The 25,201-nt window shown below is 42.3% G+C and carries 22 protein-coding genes; 20 read left to right on the top strand and 2 right to left on the bottom strand.

Annotated features, from left to right (window positions below; all coding sequences use genetic code 11):
* Positions 1 to 255 precede the first annotated feature (255 nt).
* The 3 genes from AB3329_RS03050 to AB3329_RS03040 all read left to right on the top strand — a co-directional run bounded on the left by AB3329_RS03050 (position 256) and on the right by AB3329_RS03040 (position 4,958).
* Complete coding sequence (locus tag AB3329_RS03050) at positions 256 to 1,980, top strand: ABC transporter ATP-binding protein (RefSeq protein ID WP_368394276.1); 1,725 nt, start codon at positions 256 to 258, stop codon at positions 1,978 to 1,980.
* A 12-nt stretch (positions 1,981 to 1,992) separates the two neighbouring features.
* Entirely contained in the window at positions 1,993 to 3,765 is a 1,773-nt protein-coding gene (locus AB3329_RS03045; protein WP_368394275.1) for an ABC transporter ATP-binding protein, read from the top strand.
* Between the two features lie 272 nt (positions 3,766 to 4,037).
* The gene (locus AB3329_RS03040; RefSeq protein ID WP_368394274.1) at positions 4,038 to 4,958 is read left to right on the top strand and encodes an AEC family transporter; all 921 of its coding nucleotides are present in this window, start codon (positions 4,038 to 4,040) and stop codon (positions 4,956 to 4,958) included.
* 110 nt (positions 4,959 to 5,068) lie between these two features.
* Here the strand turns inward: AB3329_RS03040 and AB3329_RS03035 are convergent, their stop codons facing one another.
* The gene (locus AB3329_RS03035; RefSeq protein ID WP_368394376.1) at positions 5,069 to 5,581 is read right to left on the bottom strand and encodes an HdeD family acid-resistance protein; all 513 of its coding nucleotides are present in this window, start codon (positions 5,579 to 5,581) and stop codon (positions 5,069 to 5,071) included.
* 921 nt (positions 5,582 to 6,502) lie between these two features.
* Between AB3329_RS03035 and gdhA the strand changes: the two genes are divergently transcribed.
* From gdhA to AB3329_RS02975, 12 genes are all read left to right on the top strand, one after another.
* Positions 6,503 to 7,852 carry an NADP-specific glutamate dehydrogenase gene (gene gdhA, locus AB3329_RS03030; RefSeq protein WP_368394273.1) on the top strand — a complete coding sequence of 450 codons (1,350 nt, stop codon included), beginning with the start codon at positions 6,503 to 6,505 and terminating at the stop codon, positions 7,850 to 7,852.
* A gap of 172 nt (positions 7,853 to 8,024) precedes the next feature.
* Positions 8,025 to 8,471 carry a MarR family winged helix-turn-helix transcriptional regulator gene (locus AB3329_RS03025; protein WP_368394272.1) on the top strand — a complete coding sequence of 149 codons (447 nt, stop codon included), beginning with the start codon at positions 8,025 to 8,027 and terminating at the stop codon, positions 8,469 to 8,471.
* A gap of 816 nt (positions 8,472 to 9,287) precedes the next feature.
* The gene (locus tag AB3329_RS03020) at positions 9,288 to 11,090 is read left to right on the top strand and encodes an ABC transporter ATP-binding protein (protein ID WP_368394271.1); all 1,803 of its coding nucleotides are present in this window, start codon (positions 9,288 to 9,290) and stop codon (positions 11,088 to 11,090) included.
* Positions 11,080 to 12,831, top strand: coding sequence for an ABC transporter ATP-binding protein (locus tag AB3329_RS03015; RefSeq protein WP_368394269.1), 1,752 nt, complete (start codon positions 11,080 to 11,082; stop codon positions 12,829 to 12,831). The genes AB3329_RS03020 and AB3329_RS03015 overlap by 11 nt, the downstream gene beginning before the upstream one ends.
* A 280-nt stretch (positions 12,832 to 13,111) precedes the next feature.
* Entirely contained in the window at positions 13,112 to 13,567 is a 456-nt protein-coding gene (locus tag AB3329_RS03010; protein ID WP_368394268.1) for a MarR family winged helix-turn-helix transcriptional regulator, read from the top strand.
* Positions 13,560 to 14,195 carry an ABC transporter permease gene (locus tag AB3329_RS03005; protein WP_368394267.1) on the top strand — a complete coding sequence of 212 codons (636 nt, stop codon included), beginning with the start codon at positions 13,560 to 13,562 and terminating at the stop codon, positions 14,193 to 14,195. Before AB3329_RS03010 ends, AB3329_RS03005 begins: the two co-directional genes overlap by 8 nt.
* Complete coding sequence (locus AB3329_RS03000; protein ID WP_368394266.1) at positions 14,185 to 15,090, top strand: glycine betaine ABC transporter substrate-binding protein; 906 nt, start codon at positions 14,185 to 14,187, stop codon at positions 15,088 to 15,090. Before AB3329_RS03005 ends, AB3329_RS03000 begins: the two co-directional genes overlap by 11 nt.
* An 11-nt stretch (positions 15,091 to 15,101) precedes the next feature.
* Positions 15,102 to 15,875 (top strand): ABC transporter ATP-binding protein, encoded by a 774-nt coding sequence (locus tag AB3329_RS02995; protein WP_368394265.1) that lies wholly within the window; start codon positions 15,102 to 15,104, stop codon positions 15,873 to 15,875.
* Positions 15,868 to 16,509, top strand: a complete 642-nt coding sequence (locus AB3329_RS02990) for an ABC transporter permease (RefSeq protein ID WP_368394264.1) — start codon at positions 15,868 to 15,870, stop codon at positions 16,507 to 16,509. Before AB3329_RS02995 ends, AB3329_RS02990 begins: the two co-directional genes overlap by 8 nt.
* Before the next feature lie 83 nt (positions 16,510 to 16,592).
* The gene (locus tag AB3329_RS02985; protein ID WP_368394263.1) at positions 16,593 to 17,213 is read left to right on the top strand and encodes a GTP pyrophosphokinase; all 621 of its coding nucleotides are present in this window, start codon (positions 16,593 to 16,595) and stop codon (positions 17,211 to 17,213) included.
* A 216-nt stretch (positions 17,214 to 17,429) separates the two neighbouring features.
* Entirely contained in the window at positions 17,430 to 18,101 is a 672-nt protein-coding gene (locus AB3329_RS02980) for a response regulator transcription factor (protein ID WP_368394262.1), read from the top strand.
* A gap of 10 nt (positions 18,102 to 18,111) precedes the next feature.
* Positions 18,112 to 19,341, top strand: a complete 1,230-nt coding sequence (locus AB3329_RS02975; protein WP_368394261.1) for a sensor histidine kinase — start codon at positions 18,112 to 18,114, stop codon at positions 19,339 to 19,341.
* A 164-nt stretch (positions 19,342 to 19,505) separates the two neighbouring features.
* Here AB3329_RS02975 and AB3329_RS02970 read toward each other — a convergent pair whose 3' ends face one another.
* Positions 19,506 to 20,411 carry a LysR family transcriptional regulator gene (locus AB3329_RS02970; RefSeq protein WP_368394260.1) on the bottom strand — a complete coding sequence of 302 codons (906 nt, stop codon included), beginning with the start codon at positions 20,409 to 20,411 and terminating at the stop codon, positions 19,506 to 19,508.
* A gap of 209 nt (positions 20,412 to 20,620) precedes the next feature.
* On the opposite strand from AB3329_RS02970, the gene AB3329_RS02965 reads away from it, so the two are divergent.
* The 5 genes from AB3329_RS02965 (at position 20,621) to AB3329_RS02945 (ending at position 25,136) form a co-directional block, all read left to right on the top strand.
* A complete protein-coding gene (locus AB3329_RS02965; protein WP_368394259.1) occupies positions 20,621 to 21,634 on the top strand; it encodes a uroporphyrinogen decarboxylase family protein in 1,014 nt (337 codons plus the stop codon).
* A 472-nt stretch (positions 21,635 to 22,106) separates the two neighbouring features.
* On the top strand, positions 22,107 to 22,973 hold the full coding sequence (locus AB3329_RS02960; protein ID WP_368394258.1) for a transporter substrate-binding domain-containing protein: 867 nt from the start codon (positions 22,107 to 22,109) through the stop codon (positions 22,971 to 22,973).
* 11 nt (positions 22,974 to 22,984) lie between these two features.
* A complete protein-coding gene (locus tag AB3329_RS02955) occupies positions 22,985 to 23,677 on the top strand; it encodes an amino acid ABC transporter permease (RefSeq protein ID WP_067061510.1) in 693 nt (230 codons plus the stop codon).
* 9 nt (positions 23,678 to 23,686) lie between these two features.
* Positions 23,687 to 24,367: an amino acid ABC transporter permease gene (locus AB3329_RS02950; protein WP_368394257.1), complete on the top strand. Its 681-nt coding sequence runs from the start codon at positions 23,687 to 23,689 to the stop codon at positions 24,365 to 24,367.
* A gap of 10 nt (positions 24,368 to 24,377) precedes the next feature.
* Positions 24,378 to 25,136: an amino acid ABC transporter ATP-binding protein gene (locus AB3329_RS02945; protein WP_368394256.1), complete on the top strand. Its 759-nt coding sequence runs from the start codon at positions 24,378 to 24,380 to the stop codon at positions 25,134 to 25,136.
* Positions 25,137 to 25,201 lie beyond the last annotated feature (65 nt).

The following is a 25,201-nucleotide window of genomic DNA, read 5'->3' as shown; positions in this document are numbered from 1 at the left end:
CTTGGTGGAACTGAACACGGCCTAAAATCCTAGTGAAAAAGATGGCTGTCAGCGTGATGCCAGCATCACTTGCCATCCCCTATTTTCATACGGATTTTTAAACGGCCTTTGTATCTTGGTGAATTGAACACGGCCTAAGAGCTGTGCAAAAAAGATAGCCCTCCCTTGAGTCTTTAGTGACTCAGCGGTCAGGCTCCTATTTTTGCTTTGCTCTTTTAACGGCCTTTGTATCTTGGTGAGAGAAGTGAGGAGTAGATGAATTATATTTGGTCTTATTTGAAACATTATCCGAAATGGTTGATTTCGGATATTACTGGAGCTTTTTTGTTTGTTGTGGTCAACCTGGGACTGCCGACAGCTTTGGCTCAGATGATTAATCAAGGGATTACTGTTGGCAATCGCTCTGCTATTTATTTTTGGGCAGGGGTTATGTTTATTATTGTGCTCTTAGGGGTCATCGGACGGATTACGGTCGCTTACTCGGCAGGGCGTCTGACGACAACAATGATTCGAGATATGCGCAATGATATGTATGACAAGCTGCAGAAGTACTCGCATCATGAGTATGAAAAAATCGGTGTTTCTTCTTTAGTTACCCGTATGACCAGTGATGCCTTTGTTTTGATGCAGTTTGCGGAAATGTCCTTGCGTATGGGCATAATGACACCTTTGATGATGATTTCAAGTGTTGTTATGATTTTAATCACCAGCCCTTCTCTGGCTTGGATTGTCGCGGTAGCAGTTCCGTTTTTGATTTGGGTCGTTGTCTATGTTGCCGTCAAGACACGGCCGCTTTCTGAAAGACAGCAAAAAACATTAGATAAGATCAATCAATACGTTCGAGAAAATCTGACCGGCCTGCGTGTTATTCGGGCTTTTGCGCGTGAGGACTTTCAAGAGAAGCGCTTTGCTTCGAAAAATGAGCAGTATGAAACTATTTCCAGCCGGCTATTCAAATTGACTGGTTTAACAGAGCCTTTATTTGTTCAGATAATTATTGCCATGATTGTTGTTATTGTCTGGTTTGCCCTTGCCCCTCTAGCTCAGGGTGATTTGAAAATCGGTGATTTGGTTGCCTTTATTGAATACAGTTTCCACGCTCTCTTCTCCTTTTTGATGTTTGCCAATTTATTTACTATGTATCCGCGGATGTCAGTTTCAAGCAAGCGTATTCAGGAAGTAATGAATCTCCCTATCTCCATTGATCCCAATGAAAACGGCATTACAGAGACACAGACAAAGGGTTATCTGGAATTTCAGAATGTGACCTTCTCTTACCCCGGTGAGACGGAAAGCCCAGTATTGCACAATATCAGTTTTAAGGCTAAACCGGGAGAAACAGTAGCTTTTATCGGAAGCACAGGTTCCGGTAAATCATCTTTGGTTAATTTGATTCCGCGTTTCTATGATGTAACTCTGGGGAAAATCTTAGTGGATGGTGCCGATGTCCGTGATTATAACCTGAAAGCTTTGCGGAAAAAAATCGGCTTTATTCCGCAAAGAGCACTTTTATTTACCGGAACAATTGAAGAAAATCTGAAATATGGCAAGGAGAGCGCTACATTAGAAGAGCTGGATAATGCGGCAGACATTGCTCAGGCCAAAGAATTTATCGAAAGCCGTGAAGAAAGATTTGCAGCTCATCTGGCAGAGGCCGGAAGCAATCTGTCCGGCGGACAGAAACAGCGTCTATCCATTGCCCGGGCAGTTGTTAAAGAGCCGGAAATTTATATTTTTGATGACTCTTTTTCAGCCTTGGATTACAAAACGGATGCACAGCTGCGGGCTCGTTTAAAAGAGGTCACCGGCCAAAGTACGGTTCTTATTGTCGCGCAGCGTGTCGGAACGATTATGGATGCCAATCAGATTATTGTACTTGATGAAGGTGAGATTGTCGGCCGCGGGACACATGAGGAACTGATGCAGAGCAACGAAATATATCGTGAAATTGCCAGTTCACAGCTCAGCAGCAATATATAAGAGGGGGAAGTCATGCATAAAGAAAGTGTTTTCTTACGTCTGTGGACGTATTTAAGAAACTACAAAGGCTCGCTTTTTCTTGCGATTTTCTTAAAAGTTTTGAGCAGTGTTATGAACGTTCTGGAGCCAGTCATTTTAGGTCTTATTATTACAGAATTAACTGCCAATCTTTTGGATATGGCCAAAGGAGTCAGCGGTGCTCAGATTAACACTGCTTATATCTTTGGAGTATTGGTTATTTATTTTATCCGCGGTCTTTTTTACGAAGTCGGAACCTATGGCTCTAACTTTTTTATGACAAATGCGGTACAGCGGTCTGTCCGTGATTTGCGGGATGATTTGAGTGAAAAAATCAATAAGATTCCGGTATCTTACTTTGATAAGCATCAATTCGGCGATATGCTGGGGCGTTTTACCAGCGATGTGGAAGTGGTTTCCAACGCATTGCAGCAAAGCTTTTTGCAGATTGTGAATGCATTTTTGACCATCGTTTTGGTTATTGTCATGGTTTTGTATCTGAATTTCAGTTTAGCACTGGTTGTTATTGCCTGTGTTCCGCTGACTTATTTCAGTGCCCGCTTTATTTTGCAGAAATCGCAGCCTTATTTCAAAAGACAGGCTGATGCTCTGGGTGATATGAATGGCTTTGTTCAGGAAAATCTGACCGGCTTTAATGTGATTAAACTGTACGGCCGTGAAGAGGTTTCTGCTGAAGAATTCCGTGAAATTACTGAAAATCTCCGTGATGTCGGCTTTAAAGCCAGTTTTATTTCGGGTGTCATGATGCCCGTTCTGCATGCTATTTCCGATATGGCTTATTTAATTATTGCTTTTATCGGCGCTCTTCAAGTCCTGTCCGGAACACTAACAATTGGGAACATGCAGGCTTTTGTGCAGTATACTTGGCAAATCAGTCAGCCAGTTCAAACAATTACCCAGCTGGCAAGTATCCTTCAAAGTGCTAAATCATCGCTGGAGAGGATTTTTGAAGTCTTAGATGAAACAAACGAGGTCAATGAGGTGACTGAAACGCTCAGTCATGACCTGACAGGCCAGGTCAGTTTTCGTGATGTTTCTTTTCAGTATACTGTTGATAGGCCCTTAATTCGTCATTTTAACCTCGATGTCCAGCCGGGAGAAATGGTTGCTATTGTCGGTCCGACAGGTGCTGGAAAGACGACCCTGATTAATTTGCTAATGCGTTTTTACGATGTCACAGAAGGAGCTATCACTATAGATGGACACGATATTCGCCATCTTTCCCGTCAGGAATACCGCAGACAGTTTGGTATGGTTCTTCAGGATGCTTGGCTTTATGAAGGGACGGTTAAAGAAAATCTTCGTTTTGGCCAGCTGCAGGCAACAGATGACGAAATTGTAGCGGCTGCAAAAGCTGCCAATGTTGATCACTTTATCCGGACACTGCCCGGCGGCTATAACATGGAAATGAATCAGGAGTCCAGCAATGTGTCTCTTGGGCAAAAACAGCTTTTAACAATTGCTCGTGCCCTTTTGGCTGATCCTAAAATTTTGATTCTGGATGAAGCCACCTCTTCAGTGGATACGCGTCTGGAACTGCTGATTCAAAAAGCGATGAGCAAACTAATGGAAGGGCGAACAAGCTTTGTTATCGCCCATCGGTTATCCACTATACAAGAAGCGGATAAAATTCTTGTCCTTAATGACGGTCAAATTATCGAGCAGGGCAACCATGAAAGTCTCCTTGCTGCTAAAGGTTTTTACTATGATCTTTATATGAGCCAATTTGCTAAGACACAAGTCTAAAAGGTGGCAAAAGCAGGTTCACTGTCTGAAATTTCGACGGTGAGTCTGCTTTTTAACTTGTTTTTGCTGTGTTATAATAGAAGTGGCGTACGGTCTCAAAGTCAGGGAATACGGATTTTTTCACGGGCTTTGTATCTTGGTGGAACTGAACACGGCCTAAACGCTGCGTAAAAAAGATGTCCTGACTTAGAATCTGGCGATTCGTCAGTCAGTCTCCTATTTTTACTTTGCGTTTTTCACGGGCTTTGTATCTTGTTATTGGGAGGTGGGATGTGACTATTGTTGCTTTGATATTTGAAAAATTACTTGTCTTATTTTTACTGATGGGAGCAGGTCTTTTTATGGCTTATCAGCAGATTTTTACCAAAGAAATAACGTTAGAGCTGTCTAAACTATTAACCAGATTTGTTGCACCCAGCCTCTTTATTTCTTCTTTTATCAGTCAGACTTTTTCTTGGGAGAAATTGCTGCTGCTTCTTGCTGTGATGGCGTCTGCCTTTCTGATTATTGTGTCACGGATTTTTCTACTGTCTTTTCTGCTGCCCAAGAACAGAAATACAGACAAGTATGCTGTTCTTTTCGCAAATGTCGGTTTTATGGGAACTCCATTGGCCTTAGCTGTGGGCGGTAAAGAAGCGGTCTTCTTTATTTCAGGATTTGTGGTAGCCAATCAGATTATGCAGTGGACTTACGGTATTTATTTGATTTCGCAAAAACAATCAGTGGTTAACCTGCGGGCTGTTTTTATCAATCCGGCTACGATTGCAACCGCAGTCGGTTTGTTTTGTTTCCTTTTGCCCTTTAGACTGCCAGGTGTTTTGGTCGATGCCATTGATACCTTTGCTCTGTTGAATACTCCGCTGTCAACTTTGGTCTTGGGTTCTTATTTTTATAAGACAACTTTTAAAGAGATTTTTCTTTACCGTCCGGCATACTATACTGCATTTTTACGTCTTTTTCTGACATCGTTTATCAGTATTTTGCTTATTTGGCTCTTACCGCTTCATTCTTCCGCTGTCAAACTGGCTTTGACAATAGCTGCCATATCTCCGGCAGCAATGAACACAGCCCTGCTCAGTCAAGTTTATGGCGGTGATTATGAATATGGGTCACGCCTAGTCCTTTTAACAACTGTCTTATCCCTTGTCTCTATCCCGCTTATGGTAGGTATTGCCAGTTTCTTCTACCTTTAGTGCTCTGCTCTGAAACTATAAGTATCAAAAAGCTCTGTTTTCATATAGAAACCAGAGCTTTTTAAATGTTGAATGTAAGTTTTCAAGACCGACATCAGTGGATGAAAAAATTAATGGATCTGAATAAAAGTGTAGATAGCTTGAATCCCGATTGCCATAAACAGAACCGCAATAAACCTGCCAATCAGTGCGGCTGTCAAAATAAAAATAGGCTGCCCTAAAAGAATGAGCCCGAGAGCAATCGTGAAGATAGCAGAGAACAGCAGCTGATTGCTGTCTAGTGCTCCGGCTCTGCGTAGCTGAATGCCGGCTGCCAACCGAAAAATACCGCTTAAAAGCACCCAATAAGCTAAAATAGTGATGACAGCACCAGACAGTGAGAATGCCGAACTGCCTAATAGAATCAAGCCAAAAACAATTGATAGAATACTCTGCAGCAATTTCCAAAAAGAGCGGCTGTCTTTACTGCCAGATAAATAAGACAGCAGATTTGTTACGCCAGAAGCAAAGACAATTAATGCTAAAAACCATCCAAGACTAGCCACTGTAACTAACGGATTAGCAAAAAGATAAAAACCAAACAAAATTGCTAAAATACCAGCAATCAGAGGAAACCACTTCATCACACACTCCTCAACATAAGATACAAAGGCCGTTTAAAAATCCGTATGAAAATAGGGGATGGCAAGTGATGCAGGCATCACGCTGACAGCCATCTTTTTCACTAGGATTTTAGGCCGTGTTCAATTCATAAGATACAAAGGCCGTTTAAAGAGCAAAGCAAAAATAGGAGCCTGACCGATGAGTCACTAAAGACTCAAGGGAGGGCTATACTCACAGAGCAGCCACATTCGTACGTCAGCTTGCGCCTCCTACGACTGCGTCTCTTTTTTGCACAGCTCTTAGGGCGTGTTCAATTCAATAAGATACAAAGCCCGTAAAAAAAATCCGTATGAAAATGACGGTAAGTCCGAAATCTCTGATTTCGCAGACGCCCCCCTGCCAGAACGACTAGAAGGGTGCGGCAGGCTGTAAAGACTGCAAAGCCTTCAGACGTTTACGGCTGACGGTAAGTCCGAAATCTCTGATTTCGCAGACGCCCCCCTGCCAGAACGGCTAGGGAGTGGGACAGAACCCCAGACCACAAGTTCGTTGTCCCACCCCCGCAAAGCCTAGTAGGCCATTTAAAGCTTTGAAAAAGCGATAAAGTGCCACTAGACGACTAGCGTCTTGCACATAACACCATAACAAATATTAGGGCCTATTTTTAAAATCGTCTCTCAGACCTCTACGGCTGTATTATCTACCCTATTATAGCTGTAAAGCTGCTAAAAGTCAAAAATGTTAGCTTTGAGAGGTAGTGTAAAGCCGCTAATCAAGGCTTTTGCTTTATGAAAAGAAGAAAACACAAAAGTTTATGTCATGTTTTCTAACATGAAAAACAATTTTTTTCGAAAAAATTGAGGAAAAAGCTTGACAAAAATATTCAGAAAATTTATACTACTTTACGTAATATAAAATCTCAAATTTCGGAGGAAGTATCTATGACAACAGGAAAAGAATATGTTACAGCTGTTTTTGAGAAAGTTAAGGCTCAGAATAGTCATGAAGCAGAGTTTCTTCAAGCGGTAGAAGAAGTTTTTGATTCGTTAATACCAGTTTTCGATAAATATCCTGAATATATTGAAGAAAATATCCTTGAGCGCCTGGTAGAACCGGAACGTGTCCTTTCTTTCCGAGTGCCTTGGGTTGACGACCGAGGACAGGTTCAGGTGAACCGTGGTTATCGTGTTCAGTTTTCATCAGCTATCGGTCCTTATAAGGGCGGGCTGCGTTTCCATCCTTCTGTGAATCAATCCATTATTAAGTTCCTTGGCTTTGAGCAGATTTTCAAAAATTCTTTGACTGGACTTCCGATTGGCGGCGGTAAAGGGGGGTCAAATTTTGATCCCAAAGGGAAATCAGATAATGAAGTTATGCGTTTCACCCAAAGTTTTATGACCGAACTGCAGAAATATATCGGTCCGGATATTGACGTTCCAGCTGGTGATATCGGTGTCGGCGGCCGTGAGATTGGCTATTTGTTCGGACAGTATAAACGTTTGAACGGTTACAAAAACGGTGTGCTGACAGGAAAAGGTCTAACGTATGGCGGTTCTCTGGCTCGTACAGAAGCTACCGGTTACGGTGCAGTTTACTTTGCCGAACAAATGCTTAAAGCCCGCGGCGAAGGCTTTGCTGGTAAAACAGCAATTGTTTCAGGCTCAGGGAATGTTGCGATTTATGCGACAGAAAAGCTGCATGCATTGGGTGCAAAAGTTGTTGCTGTTTCAGATTCATCAGGATATGTGTATGATAAAGAAGGAATCAATCTGGAAACCTTAAAACAGCTGAAAGAAGTTGAGCGTGCCCGTATTGTTAAATACACTGAGCACCATCCGAATGCAGTCTTTACCCCTGCCGGCGGCGATTCTATTTGGACTATTAAAGCGGATTTGGCCTTTCCGTGTGCAACACAAAATGAGTTAAATGCGGCAGACGCCAAAGCTTTGGTTGCAAATGGTGTTATTGCAGTTACAGAAGGGGCAAATATGCCATCAACTTTGGAAGCTATTGAAATTTTCCATGAAGCAGGTGTATCCTTCGGCCCAGCTAAGGCAGCAAATGCCGGCGGTGTTGCAGTGTCAGCCTTGGAAATGGCTCAAAACAGTCAGCGGACACCTTGGACTTTTGAAGAAGTAGACGGCAAACTTTACCAAATTATGAAGGATATCTATACAAATTCAGCAGCAGCAGCAAAAGAATTTGGTGAAGAAGGCAATCTTGTTCTGGGAGCCAATATCGCAGGCTTCCTTAAAGTAGCACAAGCGATGTCAGCACAAGGTGTTGTCTAAGTCGCTCAAATATTCAGATACATTTCTGCCCCGCACCATAAGGGAATGCACTAGTAATTTCCCTTATGCTGCAGGGCTTTTGCTTTGTTATGATTAAAGAGTTTTTTTCTTGACATTTCTTTTCTTGAAAACTATAATAGTTCTCATGGAAACAAATAGAAAGGGAGTAAGGATGGTTGAAGCGATAGCTGATTTGAAAAATCTGGTAAACCAAATTGAGCAGCTTGCCGATGAATTAGCTAAAAAAAATGGCATCGAACATTTGGCCGGCCCTCAAGGGCACGTTCTGCTTTTTCTGGGGAAACATCAGAATGATGAAATTTTTATAAAGGATATTGAAAAGTTTTTAAAAATTTCAAAATCGGTCTGCAGTAATCTAATTAAACGGATGGAAAAAAATGGGTTTATAACAGCCTCTTTATCACAGACTGATAAAAGACGGAAGCGTATTGCACTGACGGATGCCGGCCGTCTTAAGCTGGAGCCGCTGGAGCAATTTCATCAGGATATGAGAGATTATTTGTTTAAAGATATTGCCTTTGAGGATTTTCAGACAGTAAAAAAAGTCAGCCTGCAGCTGCAGACCAACATTGAGCGCTACAAAGGAAAAGCTGTGTAGACTGAAGTTCTGCCTTACTGTTTACCCAGCTGTAAACGTCTGAGAGACGATTTTAAAAATAGGTCCTAATGTTTGTTATAGTCTTATGTGCAAGACGCTAGTCGCCTAGTGGCACTTTATCGCTTTTTCAAAGCTTTAAATGGCCTACTAGGCTTTGCGGGGGTGGGATAACGAACTTTGTGGTCTGGGGTTCTGTCCCACTCCCTAGCCGTTCTGGCAGGGGGGCGTCTGCGAAATCAGAGATTTCGGACTTACCGTCAGCCGTAAACGTCTGAAGGCTTTGCAGTCTTTACAGCCTGCCGCACCCTTCTAGTCGTTCTGGCAGGGGGGCGTCTGCGAAATCAGAGATTTCGGACTTACCGTCATTTTCATACGGATTTTTTCACAGGCTTTGTATCTTATTGAATTGAACACGCCCTAAGAGCTGTGCAAAAAAGAGACGCAGTCGTAGGAGGCGCAAGCTGACGTACGAATGTGGCCGCTCTGTGAGTATAGCCCTCCCTTGAGTCTTTAGGGACTCATCGGTCAGGCTCCTATTTTTGCTTTGCTCTTTAAACGGGCTTTGTATCTTATGAATTGAACACGCCCTAAGAGCTGTGCAAAAAAGATAGCCCTCCCTTGAGTCTTTAGTGACTCAGCGGTCAGGCTCCTATTTTTGCTTTGCTCTTTAAACGGGCTTTGTATCTTATGAATTGAACACGGCCTAAAATCCTAGTGAAAAAGATGGCTGTCAGCGTGATGCTAGCATCACTTGCCATCCCCTATTTTCATACGGATTTTTAAACGGCCTTTGTATCTTATGTTGAGGAGTGTGTGATGTTAACGATTTTCAAGCGTTTAAATACTAAAGAGTGGGGAATGGTTCTCCTCAGTACAGTATTTATTTGTTTAGCTGTCTGGATGGATTTAAAAACACCATCTTATATGTCAGAAATTACGACTCTGCTGCAGACAGAAGGGACAACCGTTTCTGATATTATGGATCCGGGATCTAAGATGCTTCTTTTGTCCTTTTCCAGCTTTCTAAGTGCAGTAGTGGTCGGTTTTCTGGCAGCGCGGACAGCAGCCAGTTTTACAACCCGTCTGCGGGCTGAGATTTTTAATCAGGTTATGGATTATTCAGATGCTGAAATTAAGAAATTTTCCATCCCCAGTCTGTTAACTCGGACAACCAATGACCTTACCCAGCTGCAGATACTTATTACGATGGGAATGCAGGTTGTTACTCGGGGCCCGATTATGGCTGTATGGGCTCTGACTAAAATTTGGGGGAAGAGCTCGGAGTGGACTTGGTCTGTCGCCGGAGCTGTCGGTATAGTTCTGATTTTACTGTCAGTGATGCTTTTTGTGGCTTTTCCTCGAATGAGCCGAATTCAGTCTTTAACCGATGCTTTAAACAGCACGACCAGAGAGATTCTTTCGGGGATACGGGTGGTGCGTGCCTACAATGCCGAAAGTTACCAAGATGCTAAATTTACAAAAGAAAACAACAGGCTGACCAAGCTCAATCTGTTTGTTCATCGGCTGATGGCGCTTATGAATCCTGTGATGACACTGGTTTCAAGCGGTTTGACCTTGGTTATCTACTGGATTGGTGCTTATTTGATTAATGACATCAAGGTGTCAGCAACTGATATGAGTCAGGCAACAGCTGCTGTGAGAGATCGTGTCGCTGTTTTTAGTGACATGGTGGTCTTCTCGTCCTACGCCATGCAGGTGGTTATGGGCTTTATGATGATGGTAGCTATCTTTATTATTTTGCCGCGGGCTCTTGTTTCTGCGGGCCGTATCAATGAAGTTCTGGCTTTGGATTCAAGTGTTTCCTTTAAGGAAAAAACCAGTCAGTCAAGCGATCAGACCGGTTCTGTTGTCTTTAATGATGTCTCTTTTCGCTATGCTGAAGAATCCGAGGCTGTTATTGAGCATGTCAGCTTCGAGGCAGAGGCAGGCCAGACAGTTGCTTTTATAGGCTCAACAGGATCCGGCAAATCAACTTTAGTCAACCTGCTTCCGCGCTTTTATGATGTTACTGCCGGCAGTATTTTAGTTGATGGGATTGATGTTCGTGACTACAGTCATGATGATTTAAATGCTAAAGTTGGCTACATTCCGCAGAGAGCCGTACTTTTTAGCGGAACAATACGCTCTAACATGGAATTAGGGCGCAGCAGTCAGTCTCCGCTCGATGATACCAGGATTTGGGAAGCGCTGGAATTAGCTCAGGCTAAAGATTTTGTTGCCAGTAAAGAAAAAGGACTGGATACAGAAGTGGCTCAAGGGGGAACTAATTTTTCAGGCGGTCAGAAACAGCGTTTGGCGATTGCCCGTGCTTTAGCACGCAAACCGGAAATCTTAATTTTTGATGATTCTTTCTCGGCATTGGATTATAAGACTGACCGTATTCTGCGGGAAAATCTGGCTAAGCAAACCACACAGATGACTAAACTGATTGTTGCTCAGCGGATTTCGACAATTATGGACGCTGACCAAATCTTGGTGCTGGATGAAGGCAAGGTTGTCGGTCAGGGTACTCATAAGGAGTTGCTGGCTGACAATAAAGTCTATCAGGAGATTGCCTATTCACAACTGTCTAAGGAGGAATTAGAAAATGGTAAGTAAGAAAAAACCCTCTTTATTAAGCCAGATGGCCCCCTATACCAAAAGCTACCGTCTAGCTTTTCTGCTGGCCATTGCCTTTACAGTTGTTTCGAGCGGAATTACTGTTATTGGCCCCGACAGACTCAAAGAGATTACTGATACAATTACTGCAGGCTTGGCCGGCCAGCTCGATTTGACTAAAATTGCAGGGATCTCTATGACTTTGGCCCTTATGTACGGGGGCGGTGCTGTGATTTCTTATTCGGCAAGCTTTATTGTAACCACTATTATTCAGAAATTTTCTCAGAAGATGCGCAATGCGATTGCTGATAAGATTAATGTTCTGCCCTTACGTTATTTCGACAGCCATCCTCAGGGAGATACGCTGTCGCGAGTAACCAACGATGTCGACTTGATGACTCAGTCTCTTAACCAAAGTCTAGTTTCGCTTGTGTCTGCTGTGGTGCTTTTATGCGGATCAATTTTTATGATGATAAGAACAAATGGCACTATGGCTGCGACAGCAATCGGATCAGTCCTAATCGGCTTTGTTCTTGTTGTCTTTATTATGGGCAAAACCCAGCCCTTCTTTACCCGTCAGCAAAACAACCTGGCTAAAGTCAACGGCTATGTTGAGGAGATCTATACTGGCCACAATGTGGTTACGAGTTACAGTGCTGTGGAACAGGCAAAAAATGCTTTTAATGAGCTGAATCAGGATTTGTATACCAGTATGTGGAAATCACAGTTCTTTTCAGGAATTATGATGCCCATGATGCAGTTTATCGGGAATTTTGGCTATGTTATGGTTTGTATTGTTGGTGCAACCCTGGCCATTAACGGTGATATTACGATGGGAACAATCGTCGCTTTTATGACCTATGTCCGTATCTTTTCACAACCCTTATCTCAAATTGCTCAGGCAATTACTCAGCTGCAGTCAGCCAGAGCCGCTATGGGCCGTGTCTTTGAATTTCTTGCAGAAGATGAAATGAGTGATGAAAGCTCTAAAGATAAGCAGCTTACACACATTAAAGGGGATGTTGCCTTTAAGGATGTTTTCTTTGGTTATTCTAAAGATAAGGTCATTATTCATGATTTTTCTGCAGTGGCTAAAGCAGGGCAGAAGGTGGCAATTGTCGGTCCGACCGGAGCCGGTAAAACAACAATTGTTAATTTGCTGATGAAATTTTATGAAATTGATAAAGGCAGTATCACAATTGACGGTGTCACTATTAATCAGATGAAGCGTGAAGAGGTCCATGATGCCTTTGCTATGGTTTTGCAGGACACTTGGCTCTTTGAAGGAACCATTAAGGAAAATCTGATTTACAATCAGGAAAATATCACAGATGAGCAAGTCATTGCAGCTGCTAAAGCTGTCGGTGTTCATCACTTTATTATGACTTTACCGCAGGGCTATGATACCTTGCTTGATGATTCGGTCAGTCTTTCAGTCGGGCAGAAGCAGCTTTTGACTATTGCCCGTGCCTTACTCAAAGATGCGCCTCTCCTTATTCTTGATGAAGCAACCTCATCGGTAGACACCAGAACAGAAGAACTGATTCAAAAAGCGATGGATAAGCTGATGGAAGGCCGGACTTCCTTTGTTATTGCACATCGCCTTTCAACTATCCGCAATGCGGACTTGATTTTAGTTATGAAAGACGGCAATATTATAGAACAAGGCAATCATGATCAGCTGATGTCGGCCGATGGTTTCTATGCCGACCTTTATAACTCACAGTTTCAAGCTTCTTAAGAATTAGCAATATCATTTGGGAACAGACTTATTTGTCTTATCTCCCCTTGTCAATAGTCTTAAGACCCCAGCCAAAGATGGTGGGGGGTCTTTTTTATAGTTACAAAGCGTCATATTTTTCTACATAATGCTAACGCTTTGCTAACACAAATGCAATCTTTAGCTGATAAAGTGAGGAGAAACGTTTTTGAGAGTTTTTAAAGTTTTTAAGTAAAATAATTTGACTATTTTAAAAAACTGATTTATACTGAAAAAAACATAAAGAAAGTGAGGTCAGCCCATGCCGGCTCACTCTAAGGCACAGCAGTATGCCCGTTTGCGAGATGAACAGTTTTCACTTTTTGAAAATTACGCCCGCAAGCACGGAATGAACAGCAAAAGTCTCTTGGTTTTTATGTGGATTTACCATAATCAGGACGGCTTAAGTCAGGAAACGATTGCCAGAAAAACTTTTTCCAGCAAACAGGTTGTTCAGGCTATTATTAAAAACTATATCAAAAAAGGCTGGCTTTTTTTGGAGCCCAGCAAAGCAGACAGGCGCAGGAAATTGGTCAGGCTGACAGAAAAGGGTTTAAAGGCTGCAGCGCAGCTCCTGGATCCTTTGGCTGACTACGAAGAAAGGGCCATGACCGGCTTATCTGATCAGGAGCAGGCTGTTTTATTGAAAGCAACTCGGATTTTTTCCAAACATTTAAAAGATTTGCTTGAAGCGCATCGGGTGGTTAAAGATGATTAAAGAGATTCAGGATTATTTTAGTCAAAATAGCAGCACATACCTCACTTATGTATGGGAACATTTGAGCTTAAGCCTATTTTCCCTGCTGCTGGTCGTTCTGATAGCAGTTCCGCTTGGTTACTTAGGCTATCGCAATGCAGCGATGAAACAGTTTGCGACTGCTTTAACACAGGGACTGCGCGTGATTCCCAGCTTAGGAGTTCTGTTTATTTTGATTCCTTTTATTGGTGTCGGAAGGCTCCCTGCTTTAATTGCTTTGGTTATTTTAGGCATTCCTCCTGTTTTGCTTAATACGATTGTCGGTTTTTCAGAAGTCCCCGCTATCCTCTTGGAGACTGGGACAGGTCTTGGGATGACAGAGCGTCAGCTCTTGAGAAAGGTGAGCTTCCCTTTAGCGCTTCCTCATATTTTAAACGGCATTAAACTGGCTTTGGTCGAGATTATTGCCAGCGCTACCTTAGCAACCTATATCGGAGCAGGAGGTCTTGGGACACTCATCTTCACCGGCCTTGGTCTGTACCGTTTTGATCTTTTGATTATTGGCGGCGGATCAGTAGCCTTGCTGTCTTTTATCAGTATGCTTGTTTTTGATTTATCTATTAAAGGAGTAGAACATTATGAAAAATAGGAAACTTATTTTAGGGCTTGTATTAATAGGGATTGTCCTTGCTGGCGGGATTTTCTTCTTTGCAGCAGGCAGGAATCGGTCTGATTCAGAAGGGACGATACGTGTCGGTTCAAAAGATTTTACCGAAAACCTGCTTGTTTCGGAAATTTATGCTCTTGCTTTAGAAGATGCAGGCTATGATGTAGAAAGAGTGGCCAATATTTCCAGCTCTCTGATTCATGATTCTTTGGTTAATGATGAGATTGATTTATATCCTGAATACACCGGAACCGGTCTGCTTACCATTTTGGGCGAAGAGATGCAGACTGATCCGCAGAAAGTCTATGATACTGTAAAGAAAGAATATGCCGACCAGTTTAATCTAACTTGGCTGGATTATGCTCAGGCTAACGACAGCCAAGGTTTGGTTATCCGAACAGCAGTGGCTAAGGAGCTGGGGATTGCAACGATTTCTGACCTGCAAAAACATGCTTCAGAGCTGCGTTTTGCCTCTCAAGGTGAATTTGATCAGCGTGATGACGGGCTTCCGGGACTGGAAAAAACTTATGGAGACTTTAATTGGAAGTCATCAAATGTTTACGACAACAGCCTGAAATATTCTATTTTAGAAAGCGATGAAGCAGATGTTACTCCGGCTTACACAACTGAAGGCCAGTTAGTTAATACTGACCAGTTTACGCTTTTAGAAGATGATAAACAGTTCTGGCCGCCTTATAATTTGGCTCCTGTTGTCCGTGACAATATTCTTGAAGAAAATTCAGATATTGAAACTATATTAAATAAAATCTCTGCTTCTCTTGATACAGAAACAGTGACTGAGCTGAATGCTCAGGTTGATGTTGAAGGCAAAGAATACACAGATGTTGCAAAAGAATACTATGACAGTCTCAAGTAAAAAGGAACATTATGACAGAAAAAACGATTATTGAATTTAAAGAGGTCAGTAAGATTTATAATGGGAAACCGGCTGTTGACAGCATCAATTTAAAAATTCAAGAAGGGGAATTCATTACCATTTTGGGGACTTCTGGCTCTGGGAAAACAACCACTCTAAAAATGATTAATCGTCTGCTTGAGCCCAGCAGCGGTCAGATTTTCTTTGAAGGTAAGGAGCTGTCCTCTTTGGACGCTGTTGCTCTGCGCCGTTCTATCGGCTATGTGGTGCAGCAGATTGGACTGTTTCCCCATATGACAGTGTTTGATAATATCGCCACCGTCCCAAAGCTGTTAGGTTGGAGTAAGGAGCAAATCACTCAAACCGTGCAGTCGCACTTAGATTTGGTGCAGCTGCCGTCTGATGAATACAGCAAGCGATATCCCAGTGAATTATCCGGTGGTCAGCAGCAACGAATCGGTGTAGCAAGAGCTTTAGCAGCTGATCCTGATCTGATGCTTTTTGATGAACCTTTTGGTGCGATAGATGCTATTACTCGAAGTGATCTACAGGATGAACTGCTGCGAATCCATAAAAAACTGCAGGATAAAACCTTTATTTTTATCACCCATGATATTTACGAAGCTTTCAAGCTGGGGACACGTGTTGTCATAATGGATGAGGGGAAGATCTGTCAGTTTGACAAGCCGGAGAAGATCATCCAAAAACCGCAGACGGATTTTGTAGAGAAATTAATTGCGACTGCCAAAGTGCAAGGAAAAATGTGGGAGGAGAGCCATGATTGATTATTTTCAGACTTCCTCGGAAGTTTTGATGTCAAGGCTGCTGGAACACATTGAGATAACAGCTTCTGCCTTATTTTTCGCCCTCCTTCTGGCCGCTTCCGTAACTGTCTTGCTTCGCTTTTACCCTCAGCTTCAAAACTTTTCTGTTTATGTTCTTTCCCTGCTTTATGCCATTCCCAGTTTTGCACTGTTTGCTCTCTTAATTCCCTGGACTGGTTTGGGCAGAACGACAGCCATAGTTGTTTTGGTGATTTATGCTCAGTATACCTTGGTAAGAACCTTTTTGGCGGGTTTACTTTCCGTGGATGACAGTATTATTGAAGCAGCACTGGGGATGGGGATGACCGACTGGCAGGTTTTTTACAAGATTCAGCTTCCCTTGGCCAAAGCGTCTGTTTTTGCCGGAATTCGACTGGCTGCAACATCGATTATCGCTATGGCCACGATTGCTGCCACTATCAATGCTGGCGGCTTAGGCACTATTTTGTTTGATGGCTTGCGCACCAGAAGTTTTCCTAAGTTGCTTTGGGGGATACTGCTGACCGTGGCCTTCAGCTTATTGACCAACCTTGTTTTATATTTAATTGAAGAACTTTTGCAAAAAAATACAGTCAGTCAGCCGGCGCCTAAATAAAGGCGGCCGGCTTTTAGGTTTCTTAAAGAATTTTTGGTATGATAATGGTATAATAGTCGGTGACCAACTATAAAGGAATGCTTATGAAAAGTTCAGTTTACGGCAAATATGAAGCTTATCTGCCTCTTATATTAGAGGAATTCAGTCAGCAGCTTGAGGATAAAAATAAAGAGCTACAGCAAAAATCTGGGCACAAACTTTTTGAACATTTTACCGCTCGGATCAAATCGGCGGCAAGTATGGAGGAAAAGTGTGCCCGGAAACACCTTCCGGTAACGGCAGAAGGCGCCTTAAAGATTATTCACGACAGTATCGGTTTACGCTTTGTCTGCGGGTTTGTAGATGATATCTATAAATTGGCGGAGCTTATCCGCGGTTTGGACGGCTGCCATATTATCCTTGAAAAAGACTATATTCAGAATGCAAAACCTAACGGTTACCGTTCTTATCATATCATCGCTGAAGTAGAAACGCCTTATGAAGATTGCTTGGGCAATAAACCAGGCTCCTATTTTATTGAAATTCAGCTTCGGACTTTAGCGATGGATTCTTGGGCCAGCTTAGAACATCAGATGAAATATAAACGAGATATCAAAGATCCTAAGCGGATTGTTCGAGAGCTTAAGCGATGTGCTGATGAGCTGGCATCTTGCGATTTAACCATGCAGACCATTCGCGACCTTATTCAAGAAAGTCAGACTTAGCTGCCTCCGGGAAGCTGCTGATGACAGATAGAAAAAGTGATTTACAGCTAAGACTAAAAAGGGGTTGTCCTATTATCCCAGATAAATGATGAAGACTTTGTGTGCGGCTGGAGGTTTTGCTGCTGATTGCTAAACCGTTTTATTTTAAATTTTTTGATGGATAAATGATTGGTTTGTAGTACTGTTTCAGATGCTGCATTAGTGAGAGGGGCCGATATGAAAATTTTAGTTGCAGAAGATGAAGTTCAAATTGCCCGTGTTTTAACAGCTGCGCTTAAACGCGAAGGTTATACAGTTGACGCTGTTGCTAACGGACAAGAAGCCGTTGAGCAGGCCGCAAAAAATGTTTACGATGTTATGGTATTGGACATTATGATGCCTGTTAAAACTGGGATTGAAGCAGTTAAGGAAATCAGACAGTCGGGCAATCGTTCCTATATTATTATGCTGACCGCTATGGCTGAAATTGATGACCGGGTAAACGGATTGGATGCGGGAGCTGATGATTATCTGACTAAACCCTTTTCTTTAAAAGAACTGCTGGCGCGTGTGCGCTCGCTGGGACGCAGGGTAGATACAGATTTAGGGATTGTCAGTTTGGGCCGCACAGCTTTAAATGTTGAAGAACATGAATTAAGCAGTAAAAATACTATCCGGCTGGCTGGAAAAGAAGCAAAAATGCTGGCCTATTTTATGCTTAATGCCGGCAAGCGTCTATCCACTCAGCAGCTGTTCAGCCATGTTTGGCCCAAGGATGAGGTCAGTGGGGTTGACAGTGGCTATGTTTATATTTATATCTCTTATCTTCGGCAGAAACTGCAGGCTGTTGGCGCTGATCTTGCTATCATTGCACATAAAGGCGGTGTCTTTGAATTAGTAGAAATGTAGGTGGTTGAGGATGTTTCGCAAATTGCGTTTTCGCTTTATCGGAATTGCTTCACTGGTGGTTTTATTTGTTATCTTTTCGATTGTCACTGTTATTAACTCAGCCAGATATCTGCAAACTAAGGACCAAATAAATAAGGTGCTGCGGGTCTTATCTGAGAATGATGGCTCTTTTCCAAATGTTTCTCAAACGGCAGAAAAATTAGGTGAAAACATGGTGTCTCTTGACACAATCTCCCAGTACCGCTATTTCAGTGCTGTCATCAGCGATGATGACCTGCTTTCTATAGATACTGATAATATCTCTGATTTAAGTGATGCACAAGCTGAAACTTATGCCCTATCTATCAGCCAGTCAAATGACAATCAGGGCGACTTTGACTATCAGGGGCATATTTATTCTTATATGCTGACAAAGCAGAAGGACAAGCGCTATCTGTTAGTTGTGCTTGATTCAACCAATCAATTCGCAGATAACAGAATGCTTCTTCGGCTTTCTGTTTGGATGGGAACCGCCAGCTTTCTTTTCTTTGTTGTTGTTATCACGGTTTTTTCCGGCAAGGCCATCCGGCCTTTTGTAGCCAACTATGAAAAGCAGCGCCGTTTTATCACTAATGCCAGCCACGAATTAAAAACCCCCTTAGCTGTGATTGCAGCCAATAATGAGCTTGTTGAACTGATGAATGGTGAATCGGAATGGACTAAAAATACAGCAGAACAAGTTCAGCGGCTGACCGGTCTGCTTAATGGTCTGGTCAGTCTGGCGCGGCTGGAGGAGCAGGAGGAAGCCGTCCTTACAAATGTGGATTTCTCTGCCATAGCTCAAGCAGCTGCTAACGATTTTAAGGGCCCGATAATTAAAGATGGGAAACATTTTGAATGGGATATTCAGCCTGATGTTTTTGTTAAAGCAGAAGAAAAATCACTATTTGAACTAGTGACCCTTTTAATCGATAATGCCAACAAATATTGTGATGAGGGCGGAACCGTCTCAGTCAGACTGAAAAAAGGCAGCCGCTTAAGCAAGGGCCGCCTGGAAATTTCCAACACTTATGCTAAAGGCAAGAATACAGATTACAGTAAGTTTTTTGAACGATTCTACCGTGATGACGAATCCCACAGCAATCAAAATTCTGGCTATGGTATCGGCTTATCTATGGCGGAAAGTTTGGTCAAACAATTTCGTGGGACTATCTCTGTCAGTTACAAGACTGATACCATCACGTTTACGGTAACCTTATAAATAATAAAGCTGAAACAGAAGTATCCTAATTCAAAACGGATAAGCTGAAGGCTGTGACACTGGTAAAGAGCCGCTGCACTCGGTCTTTATCAGTGTTTTTTTATGGCTTTTTTTATAAGCGGCTGTTTTTTGCAATATTATTTACCTTATCTGTTCTAATTAGCTTACCGTGTTTGATCCTTTCCTACCAGACTTTTTTTGATTTCATTGATAAAAGCCAAACTGATTTCTGAAACTTTTTTATTTTTATTGACAATATAGCCTAAAGTATGAAGAGGGCTGTCTTTTAAGGGAATCAAAACAATCTGTTCTTTGATAAAGCTGTTAACGATGCCCAGTCCCGAAGCGTATGCATCGGATGCACACAGCAAATTCATAATTGTGCCTCGGTCACTGCAGTAGATAATATTTTGTTTTTGGGCTACTGCAAGGGCGTCTTCGTCAAAATTAAGACCTGCCTTGTCTTGGTGAAACCGGATCTGCGGGTAATCTTTCAGCTCCTCTTCGGAAATTACTGTGTGTTGGGCTAAGGGGTGATCTTTTCTCAGGAAAATGCGTGTAGGGAAATCTCCCAGAGGTGTAAATTCCAAATTTTGATGCAAAAAAGCATGCTCCAAAATATGTCTGTTGTCGTCATCAAGAAAAATAATTCCCAAATCAGCAGCGAAATCAGCGACACTTTCCAGAATCTTTTTGCTGCTTGTTTCAATAAGCTGAAATTCTTGATAGTTTTCAGCGAACTGTTCTGAAATACGGATCAGAGGGAGGGAGAGAAAATCATAATGGTGGGAAACAACTGTAAAACTCTTTTTATATTGGCTGTGATAACGCTCCTCAAGCAAGTTCAGTTCGCCGATAATCCGCTTAGCGTATTTAAGAAAATCCTGTCCGGCCTCTGTGAGGCGGGTTCCGGTATTTGACCGTACAAAAAGCTTGACCCCTAATTCGGTTTCCAAATCTTTAATTGAACTTGAAAGATTCGGCTGGGAGACAAAGAGTTCTTTAGCCGCTTGACTGAATGAACCGGTTCTGGCGATGGCTTCAACATAATGGCATTGTTGAAAATTCATAAAGATTTCACCTCCTCAATTTCTGACAAATAAAAGCGTAATGTCATTATAACAGAATAACACTGCAAAAATAAACGCCGGACCGATACAAAAAAACTATCCCTCTATAACTTTTGTTTATGGCAGACCATAAGAAATAAAGATTATACAAGAAGATGAAAAAGGTGATAAGATAATGGCAAGTTTAATTGGAAATGGGGAAAAAGACTATGAGCAGTAAAAAAGAGTGGGTCCTGAATGCTTTTGCAGGCCAAACCGTTGAGCAGGTACCAGTTGGTTTTTGGCATCATTTTACAACTGAAACAGAATGGACTCAAGGTCTGATTGATCCCGAAATCTATCAAAAAAATTTAGCAGGCCACCGTCAGTTTCTAGCAGATGTTCAGCCGGATTTTATTAAGTTAATGAGCGATGGTTTCTTTGATTATCCTAATGAAGCTTTTAAGGCAGAACTGAAAGATTTTAAAGACCTGAAAGAAATAAAACCGCTGCCTGCTAATCATCCTTGGTTCAGTCAGCAAGTTCAGCTGATAAAGGAGATTAAAGCGAGCTTTTCTGAGGATATTGTAACGCTCTATAATATTTTTGCACCGGCAACACATCTCAAATGGAAATTAGCAGATCAGGTCAGTCGGGGAGACAGTCTTTTTGCTGATTTTCTTGAAGAAGCTCCTGCTGTCCTCAAGCTGGTTCTTGATGTCATAGCTCAGGATTTGGCTAAATTAGTGACAAAGATTATTAAAGAGGCAGAAGTGGATGGTATATACCTCAGTGTTCAAAATATTCAGGACAAGCGGGTTAGTCCTAATGATTATGCAGAATTTGTGAAACCAAGTGAATATCAGGTTTTGAAAGCTGCCAATCAGGCTGGCGGAACTAATATTTTACATATTTGCGGCTATGAAGGAGCGACTAATAATTTAGAAATTTATCGGGATTACCCGGCACAAGTCTTCAATTGGGCGGTCACTTCTGAAAATATCAGTTTATCTGAAGGGCGTCAGCTCTTTGGCGGAAAAACAGTGCTTGGCGGTTTTAATAATACAAAAGAAGGTTTACTTTATAATGGCAGCAAAGAGGAGATTCAGGCTGCTGTAAAAGAGCTTTTAAATCAAGCAGGCCGTCAGGGGACTCTTATTGGTGCTGATTGTACAGTTCCCAGCGATATTGACCCCCAGCGTATTTGGTGGGTCAAGGAAGCTGCAAAAGCAGAACTGAACTAAACACGGCCTAAACGCTGCGGGAAAAAGATGGCCTGATCTAGAATCTGACGATTCGTCGGTCAGTCCTCTATTTTCCTTTTGCGTTTTAAACGGCCTTTGTATCTTGTATAATTGAACACGGGCTAAGCTCTTTGCAAAAAAGATAGCCCTCCCTTGAGTCTTTAGTGACTCAGCGGTCAGGCTCCTATTTTTACTGTGAGCTTGAACGCCCTTTGTATCTTGGTGTAATTGAACACGGGCTAAACGCTGCGGGAAAAAGATGTCTTGACTTAGAATCTGGCGATTCGTCAGTCAATCCTCTATTTTCCTTTTGCGTTTTAAACGCCCTTTGTATCTTGTTGTAATTGAACACGGGCTAAGCTCTTTGCAAAAAAGATAGCCCTCCCTTGAGTCTTTAGTGACTCAGCGGTCAGGGCTCCTATTTTTGCTGTGAGCTTGAACGCCCTTTGTATCTTGTGTAGAGGAGTAGCGGATGAATAAGAAAAGATGGTTTATTTTTGGTGGTGTAGTGGTAGTTATACTGTTGATAACGATTGTCGGCCGTCAGTTAGCCGGCCAGTCAGGAGGAAGTCAGGGGACTGATGGTGAAGTGATAACACTTCAGGTTGCTCATACACAGAGCTATGCGCCCTATGATTTTGTTAATGATGATGGCGAGAGTGATGGCTTCGAAGTTGCTGTTCTTAAAGCTGTTGATGAAAAGCTGGATAAATATCAGTTTGACTACACACCTACAAGTGATGAAGACCTGTTAATCGGTCTTGAATCCGGTAAATATGATATTGGAACCAAGGGTGCTTGGTATACTGAGGAGAGGGCTGAAAAATTTATTATTCCTGAAGAACCAATCGGTGCCAGCATTATTGGCTTTACTATCCGTAAAGAGGACGAAAATACGATTACTGATATTGATTCCTTTGCGGATTCTAAGGGGAAATTAGTTCCTATTTCTCCGCAAAATGCCCAATACAATGTCATTCAGGACTACAATAAAACAGCTAAGAACCCAATAGGTCTGACAGAGGCTGAAAGCTTTACAGTAGCGGACGCTTATGCCTGGGTATTGGAAGGACGCTATGATGCTTACTTTGACATCAAACTCTCTTTTGAAGAAGCTGTTACTTCTGAAGATGGGGCCTATCACCAATATGCTGATCGTTTGAGCTGGTTTGCTTACAAAGGCATTGAAACTTATCCCTTGCTCCACAAAAATAAGACCAATGAAGAATTTGCCACAGCCTATGATCAGGCTCTAAAAGAACTTCAAGATGATGGAACTCTGAGCAAGCTGTCGCAGAAATACTTTGGTGAAGATGTCTTTTCCTATGTCAGTGATTAGGGGGAGCTGGTATGGTTTCTTATAATCCTGTATATGTTTTAGATTTTCTTCCGCAAATTATAGCAGCGCTTCCTCTGACTTTATGGATTATGCTGCTAACGGTCGGCGGAGGGAGTTTGCTTGGGCTTGTTTTGACTTGGGCAGAACTGTCCGGCGATAAAAGTCTGTCTGCCATAGCCAGAGGCTATATCTTTATTCTGCGTTGCACCCCGCCCATTGTTTTGCTGTTTATGGTTTTTTATGGTCTGCCGGAATTTTTGAATTGGTGGCTGGGTCTCAATGTTAATGGCTGGCCGAGAGGAGTCTTTGTCATTTTAGCCATGACGCTTTTGTTTGCGGCAAGTATTTCTCAGGTTTTTAAATCAGCTTATACAGGTGTGCCTAAAGGGCAGCTGGAAGCAGGACTGAGCATCGGTTTGACGGATTTTCAGGCTTTTAGACGGATTATACTGCCGCAGGCCTTCCGGCTGGCACTGCCCAATATGACAACAGCTATTCTGAATTTATTGAAAGACACTGCTCTGGCCTACACTATCGGTCTGGCTGATGTTATGGGGACTGCCAATCTTTTGCTGGGACGGAGTCTTGGTAATTATTCTTTAGAAATATATACCGCAGCAGCTCTCATTTATTGGGGCTTAGCCCTGATGCTGTCAATAGGCAGTCAGTTTTTGGAGCAGTACTTAGATACAGCTAAACGGTAGGGGTGGAGAATGGATTTTAGTTATATTTACGAAACAGTTATTAAAGCTTTGGCCGGTATTCCTGTTACCTTAGGAATTATGGCAGTATCTCTGCTGTTAAGCTTTCTGCCGGCTCTTTTTCTTGCTTTAGGTCGTATTCACAAATTAAAGGGTGTCACAGCTTTTTCAGTGATCTACTTGGCCTTTATCAGGGCGACACCGCCTATTTTGCTGATTCTTTTCTTTTACAGCCTTTTCCCCAGTCTTTTAAATACGGTGCTTCACTCGGTTGGGATAAATATCTTTGAACTCAATCCGATTTACTATGCGTTTATTATCTTTAGTATTATGGCTACAGGGTCGCTTTCGGAAATTATTCGTTCCAGCATTCTTGCAGTTGACAGAGGACAGCTGGAGGCGGCACAGGCTATTGGGCTGACTGACAGGCAAGCTTATCTCAGGATTATTTTTCCGCAGGCCTTGCCCCTTGCATTGCCTAACCTCAGCAATTTGGTTATCAATTTGGTCAAAGGCACTTCTCTGGTTTTTGTCATGACAGTCAGAGATATCACAGCTATTGCCAGAGTAGAAGCAGCTTACGGTTACCAGTATTTTGAATCCTATTTTGTTATTTTTATTATCTATCTTATTATTTGCGGTTTGATTCAGTATCTCTTTCGTGTATTTGAAAAACGGTTCCGCGCTGTTTAGGGAGGAATTGATGTTAGAAGTAAAAAAATTGTCCAAAAGTTTTGGGCAGAAAAAAGTGCTTGATGAAATCAGTTTGACGGTTGATCAAGGTGATGTTGTTGTAGTTCTCGGCCCCAGCGGATCTGGGAAAACAACTTTTTTAAGATGTTTAAATCACTTGGAAAAAGCTGACAGCGGTCAGCTGAATTTAGCTGGGCAGGAGTACAATTTAGCTAAATTAAGCCGCAAAGAAATTCTCAATATCAGGAAGAAGACAGCATTTGTTTTCCAGCATTACAACCTTTTTGCTAATAAAACAGCCTTGGAAAATGTTTTGGAAGGTTTAGTTATTGCCAGACAAATTCCTAAAAAAGAAGCACAGAAGACTGCTGAAGAAGCTTTGGATAAGGTAGGACTGCTGGACTATCGGGATTATTATCCCAGCCAGCTTTCAGGAGGCCAGCAGCAGCGCATTGGTATAGCTCGGGCGATTGCTGTAAAACCGGAAGTCATTTTATTTGATGAACCAACTTCAGCTCTTGATCCGGAATTGATTGGGGATGTCTTAGCCGTTATGAAGCAGCTGGCAAATGACGGTATCACAATGATTGTTGTGACCCATGAAATGTCTTTTGCTCGCGATGTCGCCAATCATATTCTTTTCTTAGATGATGGTCAGATTATTGAGGAAGGACATCCCGATCAATTCTTTCTTCATCCTAAAAAAGAGCGGACGAAGCAGTTCCTGACACGAATTATTCCTGATTTAAACAATGATCCGGTTATTTAAACAGGCAGCTTATCAATTTTGGTAAGCTGTTTTTTTTAAAAATCACCCTTATTGAAATGGCGTGT

Source organism: Streptococcus huangxiaojuni (assembly GCF_040930515.1).
Lineage (GTDB): Bacteria > Bacillota > Bacilli > Lactobacillales > Streptococcaceae > Streptococcus > Streptococcus huangxiaojuni.
The sequence above is the reverse complement of the archived record's forward strand: the minus strand, read 5'-3'. Positions and strand labels throughout refer to the sequence as shown.

Bases quoted from the DNA above. Each gene is read 5' to 3' on its own strand.
- AB3329_RS03050 (WP_368394276.1), top strand. From the start codon at position 256: ATGAATTATATTTGGTCTTATTTGAAACATTATCCGAAATGGTTGATT.
- AB3329_RS03015 (WP_368394269.1), top strand. From the start codon at position 11,080: ATGGTAAGTAAGAAAAAACCCTCTTTATTAAGCCAGATGGCCCCCTAT.
- AB3329_RS02965 (WP_368394259.1), top strand. From the start codon at position 20,621: ATGAGCAGTAAAAAAGAGTGGGTCCTGAATGCTTTTGCAGGCCAAACC.
- AB3329_RS02960 (WP_368394258.1), top strand. From the start codon at position 22,107: ATGAATAAGAAAAGATGGTTTATTTTTGGTGGTGTAGTGGTAGTTATA.
- AB3329_RS03035 (WP_368394376.1), bottom strand. From the start codon at position 5,581: ATGAAGTGGTTTCCTCTGATTGCTGGTATTTTAGCAATTTTGTTTGGT.
- AB3329_RS03010 (WP_368394268.1), top strand. From the start codon at position 13,112: ATGCCGGCTCACTCTAAGGCACAGCAGTATGCCCGTTTGCGAGATGAA.
- AB3329_RS02995 (WP_368394265.1), top strand. From the start codon at position 15,102: ATGACAGAAAAAACGATTATTGAATTTAAAGAGGTCAGTAAGATTTAT.
- AB3329_RS02990 (WP_368394264.1), top strand. From the start codon at position 15,868: ATGATTGATTATTTTCAGACTTCCTCGGAAGTTTTGATGTCAAGGCTG.
- AB3329_RS02950 (WP_368394257.1), top strand. From the start codon at position 23,687: ATGGATTTTAGTTATATTTACGAAACAGTTATTAAAGCTTTGGCCGGT.
- AB3329_RS03000 (WP_368394266.1), top strand. From the start codon at position 14,185: ATGAAAAATAGGAAACTTATTTTAGGGCTTGTATTAATAGGGATTGTC.
- AB3329_RS02970 (WP_368394260.1), bottom strand. From the start codon at position 20,411: ATGAATTTTCAACAATGCCATTATGTTGAAGCCATCGCCAGAACCGGT.
- AB3329_RS02980 (WP_368394262.1), top strand. From the start codon at position 17,430: ATGAAAATTTTAGTTGCAGAAGATGAAGTTCAAATTGCCCGTGTTTTA.
- AB3329_RS02975 (WP_368394261.1), top strand. From the start codon at position 18,112: ATGTTTCGCAAATTGCGTTTTCGCTTTATCGGAATTGCTTCACTGGTG.
- AB3329_RS03025 (WP_368394272.1), top strand. From the start codon at position 8,025: ATGGTTGAAGCGATAGCTGATTTGAAAAATCTGGTAAACCAAATTGAG.
- AB3329_RS03020 (WP_368394271.1), top strand. From the start codon at position 9,288: ATGTTAACGATTTTCAAGCGTTTAAATACTAAAGAGTGGGGAATGGTT.
- AB3329_RS02985 (WP_368394263.1), top strand. From the start codon at position 16,593: ATGAAAAGTTCAGTTTACGGCAAATATGAAGCTTATCTGCCTCTTATA.
- AB3329_RS03005 (WP_368394267.1), top strand. From the start codon at position 13,560: ATGATTAAAGAGATTCAGGATTATTTTAGTCAAAATAGCAGCACATAC.
- AB3329_RS02955 (WP_067061510.1), top strand. From the start codon at position 22,985: ATGGTTTCTTATAATCCTGTATATGTTTTAGATTTTCTTCCGCAAATT.
- AB3329_RS02945 (WP_368394256.1), top strand. From the start codon at position 24,378: ATGTTAGAAGTAAAAAAATTGTCCAAAAGTTTTGGGCAGAAAAAAGTG.
- gdhA (WP_368394273.1), top strand. From the start codon at position 6,503: ATGACAACAGGAAAAGAATATGTTACAGCTGTTTTTGAGAAAGTTAAG.
- AB3329_RS03045 (WP_368394275.1), top strand. From the start codon at position 1,993: ATGCATAAAGAAAGTGTTTTCTTACGTCTGTGGACGTATTTAAGAAAC.